Genomic DNA, 16,958 nt, shown 5'->3' with positions numbered 1-16,958 from the left:
GATGGCGGTCTATCAGTCACTCAATATCTGACTGATCCACCGCTATCGGGAGCAAGCCCCCTCCCACATTTGCGCCCTGTTACAAGTCGGTTCAGGCAGTGGGTTTCAGAGCGGGTTCTTCCACCGGCACATGCATCCGGTCCCGATTCGCCAGGGTCGGGAACAGTTTGATCCACACCCCGGTCACCACCAGCGTGCCGATCCCACCCATCACCACGGCGGGCACGGTGCCGAACCAATGGGCGGTAATGCCCGATTCAAACTCACCCAACTGATTCGACGCGCCGATAAACAGGCCGTTGACCGCGCTGACGCGTCCGCGCATTTCATCCGGGGTTTCCAGTTGCACGAACGACGCGCGAATGACCATGCTGATCATGTCCGCCGCGCCCAGCACCACCAGCACCGCCAGGGAAAACCAGAACGAGGTGGAGAGGCCGAAGGCAATGGTTGCCACGCCAAACACACCCACGGCGGTGAACATCACGCGGCCCACTTTGCGGTCGACCGAGAACCGCGCCAGCCACAACGACATCAACAGTGCGCCCACTGCCGGTGCCGAGCGCAACAGGCCCAGGCCCCACGGGCCGGTCAGCAGAATGTCCTTGGCGAACACCGGCAGCAGCGCGGTGGCGCCGCCCAGCAGCACGGCAAACAGGTCGAGGGAGATCGCGCCGAGAATGTCCGGGCGACTGCGGATAAAGCGGATGCCGGCCAGCAACGAGTCCAGCGTGGCCTTGCCTTTGTTCAGTGGCGTCTGGCGGGCAGGCAGGTTGAGCATCAGCACGCAGGCAATGAGGTACAGCACCACGGTGGGGCCGTACACCCAGACGCTGCCGAATGCGTAAAGCAGCCCGCCGAGTGCCGGGGCGACGATGGTGGCCAGTTGCTGGGCCGACTGCGACGAGGCCACCGCCCTTGGGAACAACGCGCTGGGCACGATGCTCGGCAACAGCGCCTGGGTGGTGGGCTGTTCAAAGGAGCGGGCAGCGCCAAGCAGGAAGGCGAGGATGAAGATCATCTCGCGGGTCACGTGGCCGGTCAGGCCGCCGATGGCCAGGGACAGCGCGATCAGGGCCTGCACGGTCTGGCAGATGGCCGCGACCCTGCGCCGCTCATAACGATCGGCCACATGTCCGGTGTGCAGCATGAACAGCACTCGGGGCACGAACTCCACCAGACCGACCAGGCCCAGGTCGAGCACGTTGCCGGTGAGTTGGTAGAGGTTCCAGCCGATGGCCACGGTGAGCATCTGAAAGCCGCTGGCGGTAAAGATCCGCGCCAGCCAGAACGCAATAAAGGGACGGTGATGACGTAACAGCAACGCGGGTTCAGTGGGCATCGAAGGTACTGGCCGGAGCTTGAGGGAACGGCGAGGTTATCATCAAGCTGTAACAAATAGTTGCAAGAACAGCCGTGAGGCAGCCTGTCACGCGTCAATCCACCACACGGCCACTGACACAAAATGGGACTACTCTTTCAGCAATGCTTGATCCAGATCAAAACCTGTGTGGGGTTTGGTCTGGCGGCCGCAAGGCCGGAATCCCTGCGTGGATGGTCATAAAAAGAAACGAATTTGAATTCGCCACACTCCATATCCGTGGGGGCAGTGGATGCGGCCTTCAGCCAGCATTCGGTATTACCTGAAAGAGGAAAACTTATGTTCGGTTTGGAGGCGCTCGATCTCGCCCGAATCCAGTTCGCGTTCACGATCTCGTTCCACATCCTGTTCCCGGCCATCACCATCGGCCTGGCCAGTTACCTCGCGGTGCTGGAAGGCTTGTGGCTCAAGACCCGCAACGACACCTACCGTGACCTCTACCATTTCTGGTCGAAGATCTTTGCCGTCAACTTCGGCATGGGCGTGGTCTCGGGCCTGGTCATGGCCTATCAGTTCGGCACCAACTGGAGCCGCTTCTCGGACTTCGCCGGTGCCGTCACCGGGCCGTTGCTGACCTATGAAGTGCTCACGGCGTTCTTCCTCGAGGCCGGCTTTCTCGGCGTGATGCTGTTCGGCTGGAACAAGGTGGGGCGCAACCTGCACTTCTTTTCCACGGTGATGGTGGCCGTGGGGACGCTGATTTCCACGTTCTGGATTCTGTCGTCCAACAGCTGGATGCAGACGCCCCAGGGCTTTGAAATCATCGATGGCCGCGTGATCCCGACTGACTGGTTCGCCGTGGTCTTCAACCCCTCGTTTCCCTATCGCCTGGCGCACATGGCCACGGCGGCGTTCGTCGCCACGGCGTTCTTCGTCGGTTCCTCGGCGGCCTGGCACCTGCTGCGCGGCAAGGACAACCCGGCGATCCGCAAGATGCTCTCGATGGCGATGTGGATGGCGCTGATCGTCGCGCCCATCCAGGCGGTGATCGGTGACTTCCACGGCCTCAATACCCTGGAGCACCAGCCGGCGAAAATCGCGGCCATCGAAGGTCACTGGGAAAACAAAGGCAATGAGCCGACCCCGTTGATCCTGTTCGGCTGGCCGGACATGAAGGCTGAAAAAACCCAATACGCGGTGGAAATTCCGTACCTGGGCAGCCTGATCCTGACCCACTCCCTGGACAAGCAGGTGCCGGCGCTCAAGGAGTTCCCGCCTGAAGACCGGCCCAACTCGACCGTGGTGTTCTGGTCGTTCCGGGTCATGGTCGGCCTGGGCTTCCTGATGATCTTCACCGGTCTGTTCAGCCTCTGGCTGCGCCGTGGCGACCGGATGTACACGTCCAAACCGTTTCTCTACCTGGCACTGTGGATGGGCCCGTCCGGCCTGATCGCGATTCTCGCCGGCTGGTTCACCACCGAAATCGGCCGTCAGCCGTGGGTGGTCTACGGGCTGATGCGCACAGCCGATGCGTCCTCCGGGCACAGCCTGGCGCAGATGACCATTACGCTGGTGCTGTTCGTGGTGGTGTACTTCGCGCTGTTCGGCGCGGGCCTGGGCTACATGATGCGCCTGGTGCGCAAAGGCCCGGTCACCCACGAAAGTACCGAACCGACCCCCGGCGGCCCTGGCCAGAAACGCACGCCGGCGCGTCCGCTGTCGGCGGCCGATGACGGCACCGATGACGACCACCTCCAGCACAAGGGGCATTGAGATGGGTATTGACCTTCCGCTGATCTGGGCCGTGATCATCATCTTCGGCATCATGATGTACGTGGTGATGGACGGCTTTGACCTGGGTATCGGCATCCTCTTTCCGTTTATTCCGGGCAAGGTCGACCGTGACGTGATGATGAACACCGTCGCGCCGGTGTGGGACGGCAACGAAACCTGGCTGGTGCTCGGCGGCGCGGCGCTGTTCGGCGCGTTCCCGCTGGCCTATTCGGTGGTGCTGTCGGCGCTGTACCTGCCGTTGATCCTGATGCTGATCGGGCTGATCTTTCGCGGCGTGGCCTTCGAGTTCCGCTTCAAGGCCAAGGACCACAAGCGCCACCTGTGGGACAAAGCGTTCATCGGCGGTTCGATCGCTGCGACGTTTTTCCAGGGCGTGGCGCTGGGGGCGTTCATCGATGGCTTCCCGGTGGTCGACCGCCAGTTCGCCGGCGGCTCACTGGACTGGCTCACCCCGTTCACGCTGTTTTGCGGCGTGGCACTGATCTTCGCCTATGCGTTGCTCGGCTGCACCTGGCTGATCATGAAGACCGAAGGCAAGTTGCAGGCGCAGATGCACAGGCTGGCGCGGCCGCTGGCCTTTGTGGTGCTGGCGGTGATGGGGATTGTCAGCCTGTGGACGCCGCTGGCCCACGGCGATATCGCATCGCGCTGGTTCAGCCTGCCCAACCTGTTCTGGTTCCTGCCGGTGCCGATCCTGGTGCTGGTGACCATGTACGGGCTGATCCGCGCCGTGGCGCGCCATGCGCATTACACGCCGTTCCTGCTGACGCTGGTGCTCATCTTCCTCGGCTACAGCGGCCTTGGCATCAGCCTGTGGCCGAACATCATCCCGCCGTCGGTATCGATCTGGGACGCCGCCGCGCCACCGCAGAGCCAGGGCTTCATGCTGGTGGGCACGTTGTTCATCATCCCGTTCATCCTGGGTTACACCTTCTGGAGCTATTACGTGTTCCGCGGCAAGGTCACCCACGAAGACGGCTATCACTAGGAGGGTCGCACGATGTCCGGCAAACCTTCGTTGCACGAAATCGAACAGGCCGAAAAGCAGCCGCTGTGGCGGCGTCTCGGCTGGCTGGCAATGATCTGGACCGGCAGCGTGCTGGCCCTGTTCGTGGTGGCCAGCCTGATGCGCATGTTCATGAGCGCGGCGGGCCTGACCACCCACTGACATCCCTGTCCGGGCTTCGCGGCCCGGTTTTCAGGCCTTGCGCTTCATCTGGAAGGGCAGGGCCTTTTTTTTACTTGCGCGCTTTGAGGATGACGAACTTGGGGGTGGCGGCGACTTGCTCGACGCCACGGAACAGGCGCGCCAATTTGCTGTGATAGCCCAGGTGGCGGTTGCCGACGATATACAGCGCGCCGCCGACCACCAGCGCTTCCCGGGCCTGCTGAAACATGCGCCAGGCGAGGAAGTCGCCGACCACCTGCTGCTGGTGGAAGGGCGGGTTGCACAGCACCACGTCCAGCGATTGCGCTTCCTGACCGGCCAGGCCGTCGCCCGCACGCAGGATGACGTTGCGCGCACCCAGCGCCGCGCGCCAGTTTTCGCCGGCCGATTGAACGGCCATATAGGACTCGTCCACCAGGGTGTATTGCGCCTCGGGGTTGCGCAGCGCGCTGGCAATCGCCAAGACGCCGTTGCCGCAACCGAGATCGGCCACGCGGGCACTGCCCAGGTTGGTCGGCAGGTGCGGGAGGAAGGCGCGGGTGCCAATGTCGAGACCTTCGCGGCAGAACACGTTGGCGTGGTTGAGCAGCGTGATGGCGGGCGTGTCCAGCGTGTAGCGGGTGGGGTAGGGCGACACGGCGGCCGGGCGATCTTCCACGGTGGCGATCAGCAAACGGGCCTTTTTCACCGCCAGTGAGGCATGCATCGGCCCGATGTAGCGTTCGAGCAGTTCGCCGGCTGCCCGTGGCAAGTGTTTGACCATCGCCCCGGCAATCACCTCGGCACCCGGCGCCAGTTGGCCTTGCAGGCGGATCAGCTGTTCTTCAAGCAATGCCAGGGTTTTGGGGACGCGTACCAGCACCCGGTCGAAGGGCCCTGTCGGCACCTCGTTGGCCGGTACAAACGGCACGGCATCGAATGCCCTGGCGTTGCGCAGAAGATTTTTTTCAAGGCCCTGTGCGGCCAGGAACGAGTCACCGCTGGACGTCACCTGTACCCGGCCTTCCAGGCTCGCCGCCAACGCGCCGAAACTGTCGTTGAGCACCAGCACTCGGGTTGCCATCGTCGGTTGCTGCGCGGCCAGGTGGCTGAGCAGGTACTCGTCGGCTGCATCGAATGCCTGCAGCGGGTCATTGTGTTGCTCTGGCTGGCGAATCAGATCGAGCTGGGCGAAGGGGCTGTCGAGCAAGGGCATGGCGGGGGAAACTCTGGGTCAACGATGAGCGTCGTGGCGGAAAGACCTGCCGCAACCATCTGAGCGAACTGCGAGGCGAGCCCTCGGGGCTGCATCAACACTCAGATTTGGCCACAAATGTTACTTTTTTTTCGATGGGATTACATGGGGCGTTTACGCACCGGTCAAAACAGGCCGGCCTTGGACGCGCAGAGCACGGCGGCGATCTTGCTGTTGACGCCCAGCTTCTTGAGGCAACTGCTGATATGAAAGCCCACCGTGCGCTCGGCCAGACACAGGATGGTGGCGATCTCAGACGCTGTCTTGCCCATGGCCGACCAGCGCAGGATTTCCGTTTCCCGTGGTGTCAGCTTGCAAGGAGGGCTGATGCCGGGCGTATCGGCAAATTTCTGCGCGACCACCGCGTGCATCGCATGGCACATCCAGAGCACCTGGCCGGCTTTTTCGTAAAGCTCCTCGGGGCTGACCTCGCGCTTGCTTCGACCCAGGGTCAGCATGCTGAACACGCCCTGGAAATCATGCACCGCCTGCGTCCATCCCTGATGTACGCCAAACGACTTGGCCAGCGCCCATAAATCGGGGGTGGCAGCGAAGGTTTTTTCCTCCCAGACAATAGGCAGCACGCTGCGTTTGCAATGAGCGACTATGGGATCAACTTCAAAGAAGTGAGCTTGTTTATAGGTGCTGGTCCATTCATTTGGGTAATTGTTGAAATTGATGGGTTTCGTTTGGTTGTTGGGTTGTTGTGAGCTCATTGTAAACGAACAGTATTCAAATCCGAGTTCGTAGGTCTGATTAATAACCATCTCATAAACAGTGGTGCTCTTGTTCTCGCCTTCCAGCTTGGAAAGCCTCGTGTTTCGCCAGTTGACCATCAGGAACGCTCCATGAATTTTGGTGTGACTTGGGTACGTCCCAGCTCCCAACGCGGCACGAAAACAGTGTAGGACATGACTTGCAGGATTGAACGAAAAATCTTCTTTAAATGTCAGATGGGATCTTTGGTTCTTTGTACGAGGACAAGGGATTTGTATAACTTAATTGATTAAGCGGTTGAATTTCGGCCTGTCTACTCAGAGCTTGCAGCTAATTAAGAGGGGTGTTGGAAGCAGCGTAATAGCGAAATGTTCAGTAATCGTTATAAACATGCGATGCCAAGCAAGTGTATCTAAAAGTTAACACATTACCCTTCGTTACAGAGTGCCGCGGTGGCAACCAGTGGCAATGCCAGTACAAACCGACGGTGTTTAGCCGCCAGGGTTTGAGGGACACTAGGGCACCTGTAGAACGGAGCCTCCCATGACGGCCAGTGCTGAGAAATTTACCCGCCAGACCTTGCTCGATGTGCAATCGCTGACCCCCAGCCTGTTTACCCTGCGCACTACCCGCGACGCCGGCTTTCGGTTCACCGCCGGCCAGTTCGTGCGGCTGGGCGTGACCAGGGCGGATGGCAGCACCGTATGGCGTGCTTATTCCATCGTGTCTTCGCCGTTCGACGAGCACCTCGATTTCTTCTCCATCGTGGTGCCGGGTGGCGAATTCACCAGTGAGCTCAGCCGCCTGAAGGTGGGCGATACCTTGATGGTGGAACGCCAGGCCACGGGCTATCTGACCCTGAACCGTTTCGTCGATGGACGCGATTTGTGGCTGCTGGGCACCGGGACTGGCGTGGCGCCGTTCCTGTCGATCCTGCAGGATTTTGAGGTGTGGGAAAAATTCGAGCGCATCGTGCTGGTGTACAGCGCCCGCGAGGCGAGGGAGTTGGCCTATCAATCGCTGATCAGGGAGCTGGGTGAGCGCGAGTACCTGGCCGAGTTCGCGCACAAGCTCACGTATGTGCCGATTGTTACCCGCGAGCAGCATCCGGGCGCCTTGAATGGGCGTATCACCACCCTGATCGAAAACGGCGAACTGGAACGCGCGGCCGGCGTTGCGCTTACCCCGGAGCACTCCCGCGTGCTGATCTGCGGCAACCCGCAGATGGTCGATGACACACGTCAGTTGCTCAAGCAGCGCGACCTGCAGTTGAGCCTGAGCCGGCGCCCCGGGCAGGTGGCGGTGGAAAACTACTGGTAAGCAAAAAGGCGCCCGCAGGCGCCTTTTGCGAAAACCGTTGGGCCTACAGCGGCTTGTCGTTCTGCGCCTTGAGCAGATCGCGGATCTCACCCAGCAGCACTTCCTCTTTGGTCGGCACGGGTGGCAGGCTGGGGGCCTTGGCTTCTTCACGCTTGAGGCGGTTGATGACCTTCACGCCCATGAAGATCGCAAACGCGACGATGAGGAAGTCGACCACGCTCTGGATGAACTTGCCGTAGGCCAGCACCACGGCCGGTGCATCGCCCTGGGCTGCCTTGAGCGTTACCGCCAGGTCGCCGAAATCTACGCCGCCGATCAACAGGCCCAGGGGTGGCATCACCACATCGCCCACAAATGAGGACACGATTTTGCCGAAGGCGGCGCCGATGATGATACCGACAGCCATGTCGACCACATTACCTTTGACCGCGAAGGCCTTGAACTCACTGATCACGCTCATAGGTTTATTCCTTGTTACACATGAGAAGGGTGGGGCTCAGTGTAAGGCAGTCACAGCGGACTCGCCCGACACAACTGTTAACACTGCCAGGTTTTATCGACACACCAAATCGCAAATAGTTTGCAAAGTGCCACCAATCGCGCGCGAAATACGCGCTATTTGACGGGGTTGCGAGAATAATTTCTCAATCGGCCTGGTGGGCTTTTTCTATTTATCTTCTGACTCCCGGGTCACTAGCCTCTGGCAAGCACAACTGAATGTGCGCTAAAAAAACCAGAGGAAACCTCGATGAATATTTCAACGAACCGTGGGCCCATACTGGCGCGACATGCTTTGCTGCTGGCCACCGCCAGCCTGCTCTCGCTGTCCGTACAGGCCGCCAACCTCACCCGTGACAACGGTGCCGCCGTCGGCGACAACCAGAACTCCCAGACCGCCGGCCCCAATGGCCCGGTCCTGCTGCAAGACGTGCAGCTTATCCAGAAACTGCAGCGCTTTGACCGTGAACGCATCCCGGAGCGGGTGGTGCACGCGCGTGGCACTGGCGCCCACGGCACCTTTACCGTCACCGACAACCTCAGCGACCTGACCATGGCCAAGGTCTTCGCCGCCGGCGAAGCCACTCCGGTGTTCGTGCGTTTCTCGGCCGTGGTGCACGGCAACCATTCGCCGGAAACCCTGCGTGATCCACGCGGTTTCGCCACCAAGTTCTATACCGCCGAAGGCAACTGGGACCTGGTCGGGAATAACTTCCCGACCTTCTTTATTCGCGACGCCATCAAGTTCCCGGACATGGTCCACGCGTTCAAACCCGACCCGCGCACCAACCTGGATGATGACTCCCGTCGTTTCGACTTCTTCTCCCATGTACCGGAGTCCACCCGGACATTGACCGAGCTGTACTCCGACTCGGGCACGCCGGCCAGTTACCGTGAGATGGACGGCAACGGCGTACATGCCTACAAACTGATTAACGCCAAAGGCGAAGTGCACTACGTCAAGTTCCACTGGAAGAGCCTGCAAGGCATCAAGAACCTTGATCCCGAGCAAGTCACCCAAGTGCAGGGGCGTGATTACAGCCATATGACCAATGACCTGGTCACTCATATCAACAAGGGCGACTTCCCCAAGTGGGACTTGTATGTGCAGGTGCTCAAGCCTGAAGACCTGGCCAAGTTCGATTTCGACCCGCTGGACGCCACCAAGATCTGGCCAAACGTACCCGAGCGCAAAGTTGGGCAAATGGTGCTGAACCGCAACCCGGCGAACGTCTTCCAGGAAACCGAGCAGGTGGCCATGGCCCCGGCCAACCTGGTGCCGGGCATCGAGCCTTCGGAAGACCGTCTGCTGCAAGGTCGGGTGTTCTCCTATGCCGACACCCAGATGTACCGCCTGGGCGCCAACGCCTTGCAATTGCCGATCAACGCGCCACGCGTAACCGTCAACAACGGTAATCAGGACGGTACCCTCAACAGCGGCAAAACCACCAGCGGCGTGAACTACCAGCCAAGCCGTCTGGAAAATCGCGAAGAGCCGCAAGCCGCGCGTTACAGCCAGTCGGCCCTGACCGGCAGTACCCAGCAGGCGAAGATCCAGCGCGAGCAGAACTTCAAGCAGGCCGGCGACCTGTATCGCTCCTACACCCCCAAAGAGCGCCAGGACCTGATCGACAACTTCGGTGGCTCGCTGGCCACTACCGATGACGAGAGCAAGCACATCATCCTCTCGTTCCTCTACAAGGCGGACCCGGAGTACGGCACCGGCGTGACCAAGGTCGCCAAGGGTGACCTGGCCCGCGTGAAGGCGCTGGCGGAAAAACTCAAAGACTGACCCGCAGGCTGTGGTCGGCGCCCCCAGGGCGCCGACCCTTTGGAGAACACTATGCGTATTTCCATCGGTTTACTGATTGCCATGCTGGCCTTTGGCGCCCATGCCGAATCGCCTGACCCGGTCGCGCTCAAGGCGCAGCTTCAGGACTATTACTTCGACGCCGCCCGCCGTGGCGATCTTGACATGCTCAACACCTTCATCGAGTCGGGCTACGCGCTCAACACCCAGGACGACAAGGGCTACACCGCGTTGATCCTCGCCGCCTATCACGGCGAAAGCGCCTACGTTGAGCGCCTGCTGGCGGCCGGTGCCGATGCCTGTGTGCAGGACAAACGCGGCAACACCGCGCTGATGGGGGCGATCTTCAAAGGCGAGCTGAAAATCGCCCAGCGCCTGCTGGCCACCGACTGCAACCCCGACCAGCGCAATGGCGCCGGGCAGACGGCGGCGATGTACGCCGGGCTGTTCAAACGCGTCGAACTGCTCGACGCGCTGAAGGCCAAGGGCGCCGATCTCAATGCGCAGGACCCGGTCGGCAACAGCGCGGCACGCTTGGCCAGCGGTGAAATCCGGACCCCGGCCTCGCGCTGAGCTATCATCGCGGTTTTTCGGTTGGAGGTTCTCAAATGGCAAAGGCCAAGCGCATGTACGGCTGCACCGAGTGCGGCGCGACCTTTCCCAAGTGGGCCGGCCAGTGCACCGAGTGCGGTGCGTGGAACACCCTTACGGAAACCATGATCGAGAGCGGCGGCGCTGCGGCCCCCACCGGTCGGGCCGGCTGGACCGGGCAGCAGGCGCAGATCAAGACCCTGGCCGAAGTCAGCGTCGAAGAGATTCCGCGTTTCTCCACCGCCTCCGGCGAACTCGACCGCGTCCTCGGCGGCGGGCTGGTGGACGGTTCGGTGGTGCTGATCGGCGGCGACCCCGGCATCGGTAAATCGACGATCCTGTTGCAAACCCTGTGCAGCATCGCCAGCCGCATGCCGGCGCTGTACGTCACCGGTGAGGAATCCCAGCAGCAAGTGGCCATGCGCGCCCGCCGTCTCGGTCTGCCCCAGGACCAACTGCGGGTGATGACCGAAACCTGCATCGAAAGCATCATCGCCACCGCCCGTATCGAAAAGCCCAAGGTGATGGTGATCGACTCGATCCAGACGATTTTTACCGAACAACTGCAATCGGCGCCGGGCGGCGTGTCCCAGGTGCGCGAGAGCGCGGCGCTGCTGGTGCGCTATGCCAAGCAGAGCGGCACGGCGATCTTCCTGGTGGGCCATGTGACCAAGGAGGGCGCATTGGCCGGGCCGCGGGTGTTGGAACACATGGTCGATACCGTGCTGTATTTCGAAGGGGAGTCCGACGGCCGCCTGCGTCTGCTGCGGGCGGTGAAGAACCGCTTCGGCGCCGTCAACGAATTGGGCGTGTTCGCCATGACAGACCGCGGGCTCAAGGAAGTCTCCAATCCCTCGGCGATTTTTCTCACGCGCGCCCAGGAGGAAGTCCCGGGCAGCGTGGTCATGGCAACCTGGGAAGGCACCCGGCCGATGCTGGTGGAAGTGCAGGCGCTGGTGGACGACAGTCACCTGGCCAACCCGCGCCGCGTCACCCTCGGCCTGGACCAGAACCGTCTGGCAATGCTGCTCGCGGTGCTGCACCGTCACGGCGGTATCCCCACCCACGACCAGGACGTGTTCCTCAACGTGGTGGGCGGGGTCAAGGTGCTGGAGACCGCTTCCGACCTGGCCTTGATGGCGGCGGTGATGTCCAGCCTGCGCAACCGGCCGTTGCCCCATGACTTGCTGGTGTTTGGCGAGGTTGGCCTGTCGGGCGAAGTGCGGCCGGTGCCCAGTGGGCAGGAGCGCTTGAAGGAGGCGGCCAAGCATGGCTTCAAGCGGGCGATCGTGCCCAAGGGCAACGCACCGAAGGAATCGCCGCAGGGCATACAGATTATCGGGGTGACACGCCTGGAGCAGGCGCTGGATGCCTTGTTCGAGTAATCAGCCACACAGTAAAACAATCTGGGGTGGCTGCCGATTTTTCGGCAGCGCCTGCATTTTTTTTGCCATCGCAAGGCTCTAGACCAACGTGGGGGGTGGCCTTTAGGGCAAGGAGCGCTAAACTCCGAATGGCTGTCTTTCTGTCCACCCTGGCTGGAATATAAAAATGAAAAATAATAATAGCCTGCTACGCCACCTGCCCTGGCTGGTGCTGGCAGTTGTAGGAGCATGCGCCCTGGGCGTAGTGGCCTTGCGCCGCGGCGAGGCGATCAACGCCTTGTGGATTGTGGTCGCGGCCGTGGCCATCTATCTGGTCGCGTACCGTTATTACAGTCTGTTCATCGCTAACAACGTGATGCAACTCGATCCACGTCGGGCCACGCCCGCAGTGGTCAACAACGACGGTCTGGACTATGTGCCGACCAACAAACACATCCTCTTCGGGCACCACTTTGCGGCGATTGCCGGTGCAGGCCCGTTGGTCGGCCCGGTGCTGGCGGCGCAGATGGGCTATCTGCCCGGCACACTGTGGCTGATTGCCGGCGTGGTACTGGCCGGTGCGGTGCAGGACTTCATGGTCCTGTTCCTGTCCACCCGCCGTAACGGCCGCTCTCTGGGCGACATGGTGCGCGAAGAGATGGGCCGCATTCCCGGCACCATCGCGCTGTTCGGTTGCTTCCTGATCATGATCATCATCCTCGCGGTGCTGGCGCTGATCGTGGTCAAGGCCCTGGCCGAGAGCCCGTGGGGCATCTTCACGGTGATGGCGACCATCCCGATTGCGATGTTCATGGGCATCTACATGCGCTACATCCGCCCCGGCCGCATCGGCGAGATCTCGATCATCGGCGTGCTGTTGCTGCTCGGTTCGATCTGGCTGGGCGGGCAGATTGCCGCTGACCCGGTCTGGGCCAAGGCCTTTACCTTTACCGGTATCCAGATCACCTGGATGCTGATCGGCTACGGGTTTGTGGCAGCGGTGCTGCCGGTGTGGCTGATCCTCGCGCCACGTGACTACCTGTCCACGTTCCTCAAGATCGGCACCATCATTGCGCTGGCCATCGGCATCCTGGTGACCATGCCCGACCTGAAAATGCCGGCACTCACCCAGTTCATCGACGGCACCGGCCCGGTGTGGAAGGGCGGTCTGTTCCCGTTCCTGTTCATCACCATCGCCTGTGGCGCGGTTTCGGGGTTCCACGCGCTGATTTCCTCGGGCACCACGCCCAAGCTGCTCGCCAGCGAAAGCCACGCCCGTTACATCGGGTACGGCGGCATGCTGATGGAGTCGTTCGTGGCCATCATGGCGATGGTTGCCGCGTCGGTGATCGAGCCGGGCGTGTACTTCGCCATGAACAGCCCGGCCGCGATTGTCGGCACCGACGTGGTGACCGTGGCGCAGACCGTCAGCAGCTGGGGTTTTGCAATCACCCCCGAGGCGTTGTCGGCCGTGGCCCATGACATCGGTGAAACCACCATCCTGGCGCGTGCCGGCGGTGCACCGACCCTGGCCGTGGGGATCGCGCAGATCCTGCACAGTGTGCTGCCGGGTGAAAACACCATGGCGTTCTGGTACCACTTTGCGATCCTGTTCGAAGCGCTGTTCATCCTGACCGCAGTGGACGCCGGCACCCGTGCCGGGCGCTTCATGCTGCAGGACCTGCTGGGCTCCTTCGTGCCGGCGCTCAAACGCACCGAATCCTGGACCGCCAACCTGATCGCCACCGCAGGCTGCGTGGCGATGTGGGGCTACCTGCTGTACCAGGGCGTGATCGACCCGTTGGGTGGCATCAACACCTTGTGGCCGCTGTTCGGTATCTCCAACCAGATGCTGGCCGGTATCGCGCTGATGCTCGCCACCGTGGTGCTGATCAAAATGAAACGCCAACGCTACATCTGGGTGACCATGGTGCCGGCGATATGGCTGCTGATCTGCACCACCACCGCAGGCTTCATCAAGCTGTTCGACGCCAACCCTGCAATCGGTTTCCTGTCCCTGGCGAAGAAGTACAGCGATGCCCTGGCCAATGGTCAGATCCTCGCGCCGGCGAAGAGCGTCGACCAGATGCAGCACGTGATCTGGAACGCCTACACCAACGCAACGCTGACGGTGCTGTTCCTGTTCGTGGTGTTCAGCATCCTGTTCTATGCGCTCAAGGTTGGCGTAGCGGCCTGGGGCAACAAGGAACGTACGGATAAAGAAGCGCCATTCCAGGCCGTACCGGACGCATAACCGAGGATTGCAAACATGTTCAATGACATCAGTCGCCTCGGTAAATACCTCGGTCAGGCCGCACGCCTGATGGTCGGCATGCCCGACTACGACACCTACGTCGAGCATATGCAAACCAAACACCCGGACAAGCCGATGATGGACTACAAGGCGTTCTTCCGTGAACGCCAGGAGGCGCGATACGGCGGCAAGGGTGGGCCCAAGTGCTGCTAGCCCGATAACCTCGGGATGGCGATGATCCCTTGTGGGAGGGGGCTTGCTCCCGATAGCGGTGTGTCAGTGATACACAAGTGCCTGACACACTGCTATCGGGAGCAAGCCCCCTCCCACATTTGTTTTATGTTCCTTCAGTTATAAGGAGAACTGTCTTTGTCCTCTCCCATTCCGGTAACCGTTCTCAGCGGTTTCCTCGGCGCCGGCAAGACCACCTTGCTGCGCCACCTGCTCAAGGCCGAGCACGGTCTTAAAATCGCCGTGATCGAAAACGAATTCAGCGATGCCGGCATCGATACCCAGCTGTTGGGCGCCGAACCCGTGCAAGTCATGACCCTGTCCAACGGCTGCGTGTGCTGCACCATTCACACCGACCTGACCAAAGCCCTCTACCTGCTGCTCGAACGTCTGGACAGTGGCGAGATCGCCTTCGACCGCCTGGTGATCGAGTGCACCGGCCTTGCCGACCCCGCGCCCGTGGCCCAGACCTTCTTCATCGACGAGGACTTGCGCGAGCGCTACATCCTCGACGGGATCATCACCCTGGTGGACGCGGCCCACGCCGAGCACCACCTGACCCAGACCATCGCCCAGGCGCAGATCGGCTTTGCCGACCGCCTGCTGGTGAGCAAGCGTGACCTGGTGGACGACGCCACGTTCGACGCCCTCAGCGAGCGCCTGACCCGCATCAACCGGCGCGCGCCGATTCGCGTGGTGGACCACGGCAACATCGACCTGGCTGAATTGCTCGATGTGCGCGGTTTCAATCTCAACGCCGGCATGAGCCTGCGCCCGGTAAGCAAGGCGCCGTCCATCGATCGTATTTCCAGCCTGGTGCTGCGCACCGATCAGCCGCTGGATATCGACCGGCTCAGTGAGTTCATGAACGAGCTGCTCGAAGACCACGGCAAGCAACTGCTGCGCTACAAGGGCGTGCTCAACATTACCGGGGAAGACCGGCGCATGGTGTTCCAGGGCGTGCTGAAGTTGTACGGCTTCGATTGGGATACCGAATGGGCCGAAGGTGAAGCGCGGGAAAGTGTGATTGTGTTTATTGCCGATGAGTTGCCGGAAGACAAAATCCGCGAAGGCTTTGCGCGCGTCTACCAACCCTGACCTGACTGACTTGAAATGCAATCAAATGTATTTCAAATTTGGAATTGGCATAAAAAAGCCCGGCTCTAGAGCCGGGCTTCTTGTTCAAGCAACTGCAATCAGGCGCCGTACACCGGCAGCTTCTTGCAGATGGCCTTGACCTTCTCACGAACAGAATCAATCACTGCTTCGTTGTTCAGGTCAGCCAGGATGTCGCAGATCCAGCCGGCCAGTTCCTTGCACTCGGCTTCCTTGAAGCCACGGGTGGTCACTGCCGGGGTGCCGAAGCGCAGGCCGGAGGTGACGAACGGCGAACGTGGGTCGTTCGGCACGGAGTTCTTGTTCACGGTGATGAAGGCTTTGCCCAGCGCAGCGTCAGCGTCCTTGCCGGAAATGTCCTGCTTGATCAGCGACAGCAGGAACAGGTGGTTCTCGGTACCGCCGGACACCACGTCAAACCCACGCTCGATGAATACGCCGGCCATGGCCTTGGCGTTTTTCACCACTTGCTGCTGGTAGGTCTTGAACTCAGGCTGCAAGGCTTCCTTGAAGCAGATCGCCTTGGCCGCGATCACGTGCTCCAGCGGGCCGCCCTGGGCGCCCGGGAATACCGCGGAGTTCAGCTTCTTCTCGATCTCGGCATTGGCGCGCGCCAGGATCAGGCCGCCACGTGGACCGCGCAGGGTTTTGTGGGTGGTGGTGGTGACCACGTCAGCGTAAGGCACCGGGTTCGGGTAGACGCCAGCGGCGACCAGACCGGCCACGTGGGCCATGTCGACGAACAGGTAAGCACCGACCTTGTCGGCGATGGCGCGGAAACGCGGGAAGTCGAGGATCTGCGAGTAGGCAGAGAAGCCGGCCACGATCATTTTCGGCTTGTGCTCAACGGCCAGGCGCTCGACTTCGTCGTAGTCGATCAAGCCGTTGGCGTCGATACCGTATTGAACGGCGTTGTACAGCTTGCCGGAGGAGGACACGCTGGCGCCGTGGGTCAGGTGACCGCCGTGGGCCAGGCTCATGCCCAGGATGGTGTCGCCGCCTTGCAGCAGGGCCAGGTACACCGCGCTGTTGGCCTGGGAACCGGCGTGTGGCTGGACGTTGGCGTAATCGGCGCCGAACAGTTCCTTGGCGCGGTCGATGGCAAGCTGCTCAACCACGTCGACGTATTCGCAGCCACCGTAGTAGCGCTTGCCCGGGTAGCCTTCGGCGTACTTGTTGGTCAGTACCGAACCTTGAGCTTCCATCACCGCAGGGCTGGTGTAGTTTTCCGAAGCGATCAGCTCGATGTGCTCTTCCTGGCGCACGGCTTCTTGCTCCATGGCGGCGAAGAGATCGGCGTCGTACTTGGCAATAGTCAAATCACGGCTGAACATGGCAGTCCTCAAGGATCGGGGGCAGAAAAGGAGGGCATTCTAACCCAACGGGTTTTGGATGGCATATGAAAGGACATCATGTCGCGGACAAGCGGGATTCACTTAGGGGCAAGGGGTGCCTTTTGGCGAGCGGGATTGCTGTGGCGAGCTGGCATGCTGTGGCGAGCGAGCTTGTTGTGGCGAGCGGGCTTGCCCCGCGTTGGGGC

Annotated in this window: 15 protein-coding genes; 10 read left to right on the top strand and 5 right to left on the bottom strand. The window is 61.3% G+C overall.

The genetic code is table 11. The features are described 5' to 3' along the window. Positions 1-91 precede the first annotated feature (91 nt). A complete protein-coding gene (locus JOE32_RS13550) occupies positions 92-1,342 on the bottom strand; it encodes an MFS transporter (RefSeq protein ID WP_209985022.1) in 1,251 nt (416 codons plus the stop codon). 318 nt (positions 1,343-1,660) lie between these two features. Between JOE32_RS13550 and JOE32_RS13545 the strand changes: the two genes are divergently transcribed. From JOE32_RS13545 to JOE32_RS13535, 3 genes are read left to right on the top strand one after another with little or no spacing between them, the layout of a single operon-like run. Further along, positions 1,661-3,094: a cytochrome ubiquinol oxidase subunit I gene (locus tag JOE32_RS13545; RefSeq protein WP_209985019.1), complete on the top strand. Its 1,434-nt coding sequence runs from the start codon at positions 1,661-1,663 to the stop codon at positions 3,092-3,094. A gap of 1 nt (position 3,095) precedes the next feature. Then, positions 3,096-4,103: a cytochrome d ubiquinol oxidase subunit II gene (cydB, locus tag JOE32_RS13540; protein WP_209985017.1), complete on the top strand. Its 1,008-nt coding sequence runs from the start codon at positions 3,096-3,098 to the stop codon at positions 4,101-4,103. A 12-nt stretch (positions 4,104-4,115) separates the two neighbouring features. Further along, entirely contained in the window at positions 4,116-4,283 is a 168-nt protein-coding gene (locus JOE32_RS13535) for a DUF2474 domain-containing protein (RefSeq protein ID WP_071489954.1), read from the top strand. 70 nt (positions 4,284-4,353) lie between these two features. Here the strand turns inward: JOE32_RS13535 and JOE32_RS13530 are convergent, their stop codons facing one another. Then, a complete protein-coding gene (locus JOE32_RS13530) occupies positions 4,354-5,478 on the bottom strand; it encodes a class I SAM-dependent methyltransferase (RefSeq protein WP_209985015.1) in 1,125 nt (374 codons plus the stop codon). A gap of 164 nt (positions 5,479-5,642) precedes the next feature. Further along, on the bottom strand, positions 5,643-6,353 hold the full coding sequence (locus tag JOE32_RS13525) for a LuxR family transcriptional regulator (protein ID WP_209985013.1): 711 nt from the start codon (positions 6,351-6,353) through the stop codon (positions 5,643-5,645). Positions 6,354-6,777: 424 nt separating this feature from the next. Here JOE32_RS13525 and JOE32_RS13520 point away from each other — a divergent pair, with 424 nt between their 5' ends. Next, positions 6,778-7,554, top strand: coding sequence for a ferredoxin--NADP reductase (locus JOE32_RS13520; RefSeq protein WP_057008678.1), 777 nt, complete (start codon positions 6,778-6,780; stop codon positions 7,552-7,554). Between the two features lie 43 nt (positions 7,555-7,597). On the opposite strand, the gene mscL is transcribed toward JOE32_RS13520, so the two are convergent. Continuing rightward, positions 7,598-8,014, bottom strand: a complete 417-nt coding sequence (gene mscL / locus JOE32_RS13515; RefSeq protein WP_057008679.1) for a large-conductance mechanosensitive channel protein MscL — start codon at positions 8,012-8,014, stop codon at positions 7,598-7,600. 288 nt (positions 8,015-8,302) lie between these two features. On the opposite strand from mscL, the gene katB reads away from it, so the two are divergent. The 6 genes from katB (at position 8,303) to yjiA (ending at position 15,400) form a co-directional block, all read left to right on the top strand. After that, positions 8,303-9,844 (top strand): catalase KatB, encoded by a 1,542-nt coding sequence (katB, locus tag JOE32_RS13510; RefSeq protein ID WP_209985011.1) that lies wholly within the window; start codon positions 8,303-8,305, stop codon positions 9,842-9,844. 51 nt (positions 9,845-9,895) lie between these two features. Beyond that, on the top strand, positions 9,896-10,435 hold the full coding sequence (locus JOE32_RS13505; RefSeq protein ID WP_209985009.1) for an ankyrin repeat domain-containing protein: 540 nt from the start codon (positions 9,896-9,898) through the stop codon (positions 10,433-10,435). 35 nt (positions 10,436-10,470) lie between these two features. Next, complete coding sequence (gene radA, locus JOE32_RS13500) at positions 10,471-11,838, top strand: DNA repair protein RadA (protein WP_209985007.1); 1,368 nt, start codon at positions 10,471-10,473, stop codon at positions 11,836-11,838. A 166-nt stretch (positions 11,839-12,004) separates the two neighbouring features. After that, entirely contained in the window at positions 12,005-14,071 is a 2,067-nt protein-coding gene (locus JOE32_RS13495; protein WP_057008682.1) for a carbon starvation CstA family protein, read from the top strand. A gap of 15 nt (positions 14,072-14,086) precedes the next feature. Continuing rightward, positions 14,087-14,284 carry a YbdD/YjiX family protein gene (locus JOE32_RS13490; RefSeq protein ID WP_003176208.1) on the top strand — a complete coding sequence of 66 codons (198 nt, stop codon included), beginning with the start codon at positions 14,087-14,089 and terminating at the stop codon, positions 14,282-14,284. A gap of 156 nt (positions 14,285-14,440) precedes the next feature. Beyond that, the gene (yjiA, locus tag JOE32_RS13485) at positions 14,441-15,400 is read left to right on the top strand and encodes a GTPase (RefSeq protein ID WP_209985006.1); all 960 of its coding nucleotides are present in this window, start codon (positions 14,441-14,443) and stop codon (positions 15,398-15,400) included. A 98-nt stretch (positions 15,401-15,498) separates the two neighbouring features. Here the strand turns inward: yjiA and glyA are convergent, their stop codons facing one another. Next, complete coding sequence (glyA, locus tag JOE32_RS13480) at positions 15,499-16,752, bottom strand: serine hydroxymethyltransferase (RefSeq protein WP_057008684.1); 1,254 nt, start codon at positions 16,750-16,752, stop codon at positions 15,499-15,501. Positions 16,753-16,958 lie beyond the last annotated feature (206 nt).

It is taken from the genome of Pseudomonas sp. PvP025, from assembly GCF_017832155.1.
Lineage (GTDB): Bacteria > Pseudomonadota > Gammaproteobacteria > Pseudomonadales > Pseudomonadaceae > Aquipseudomonas.
Note: the sequence above shows the minus strand (reverse complement) of the source record. Positions and strands in the feature narration are given on the sequence as shown.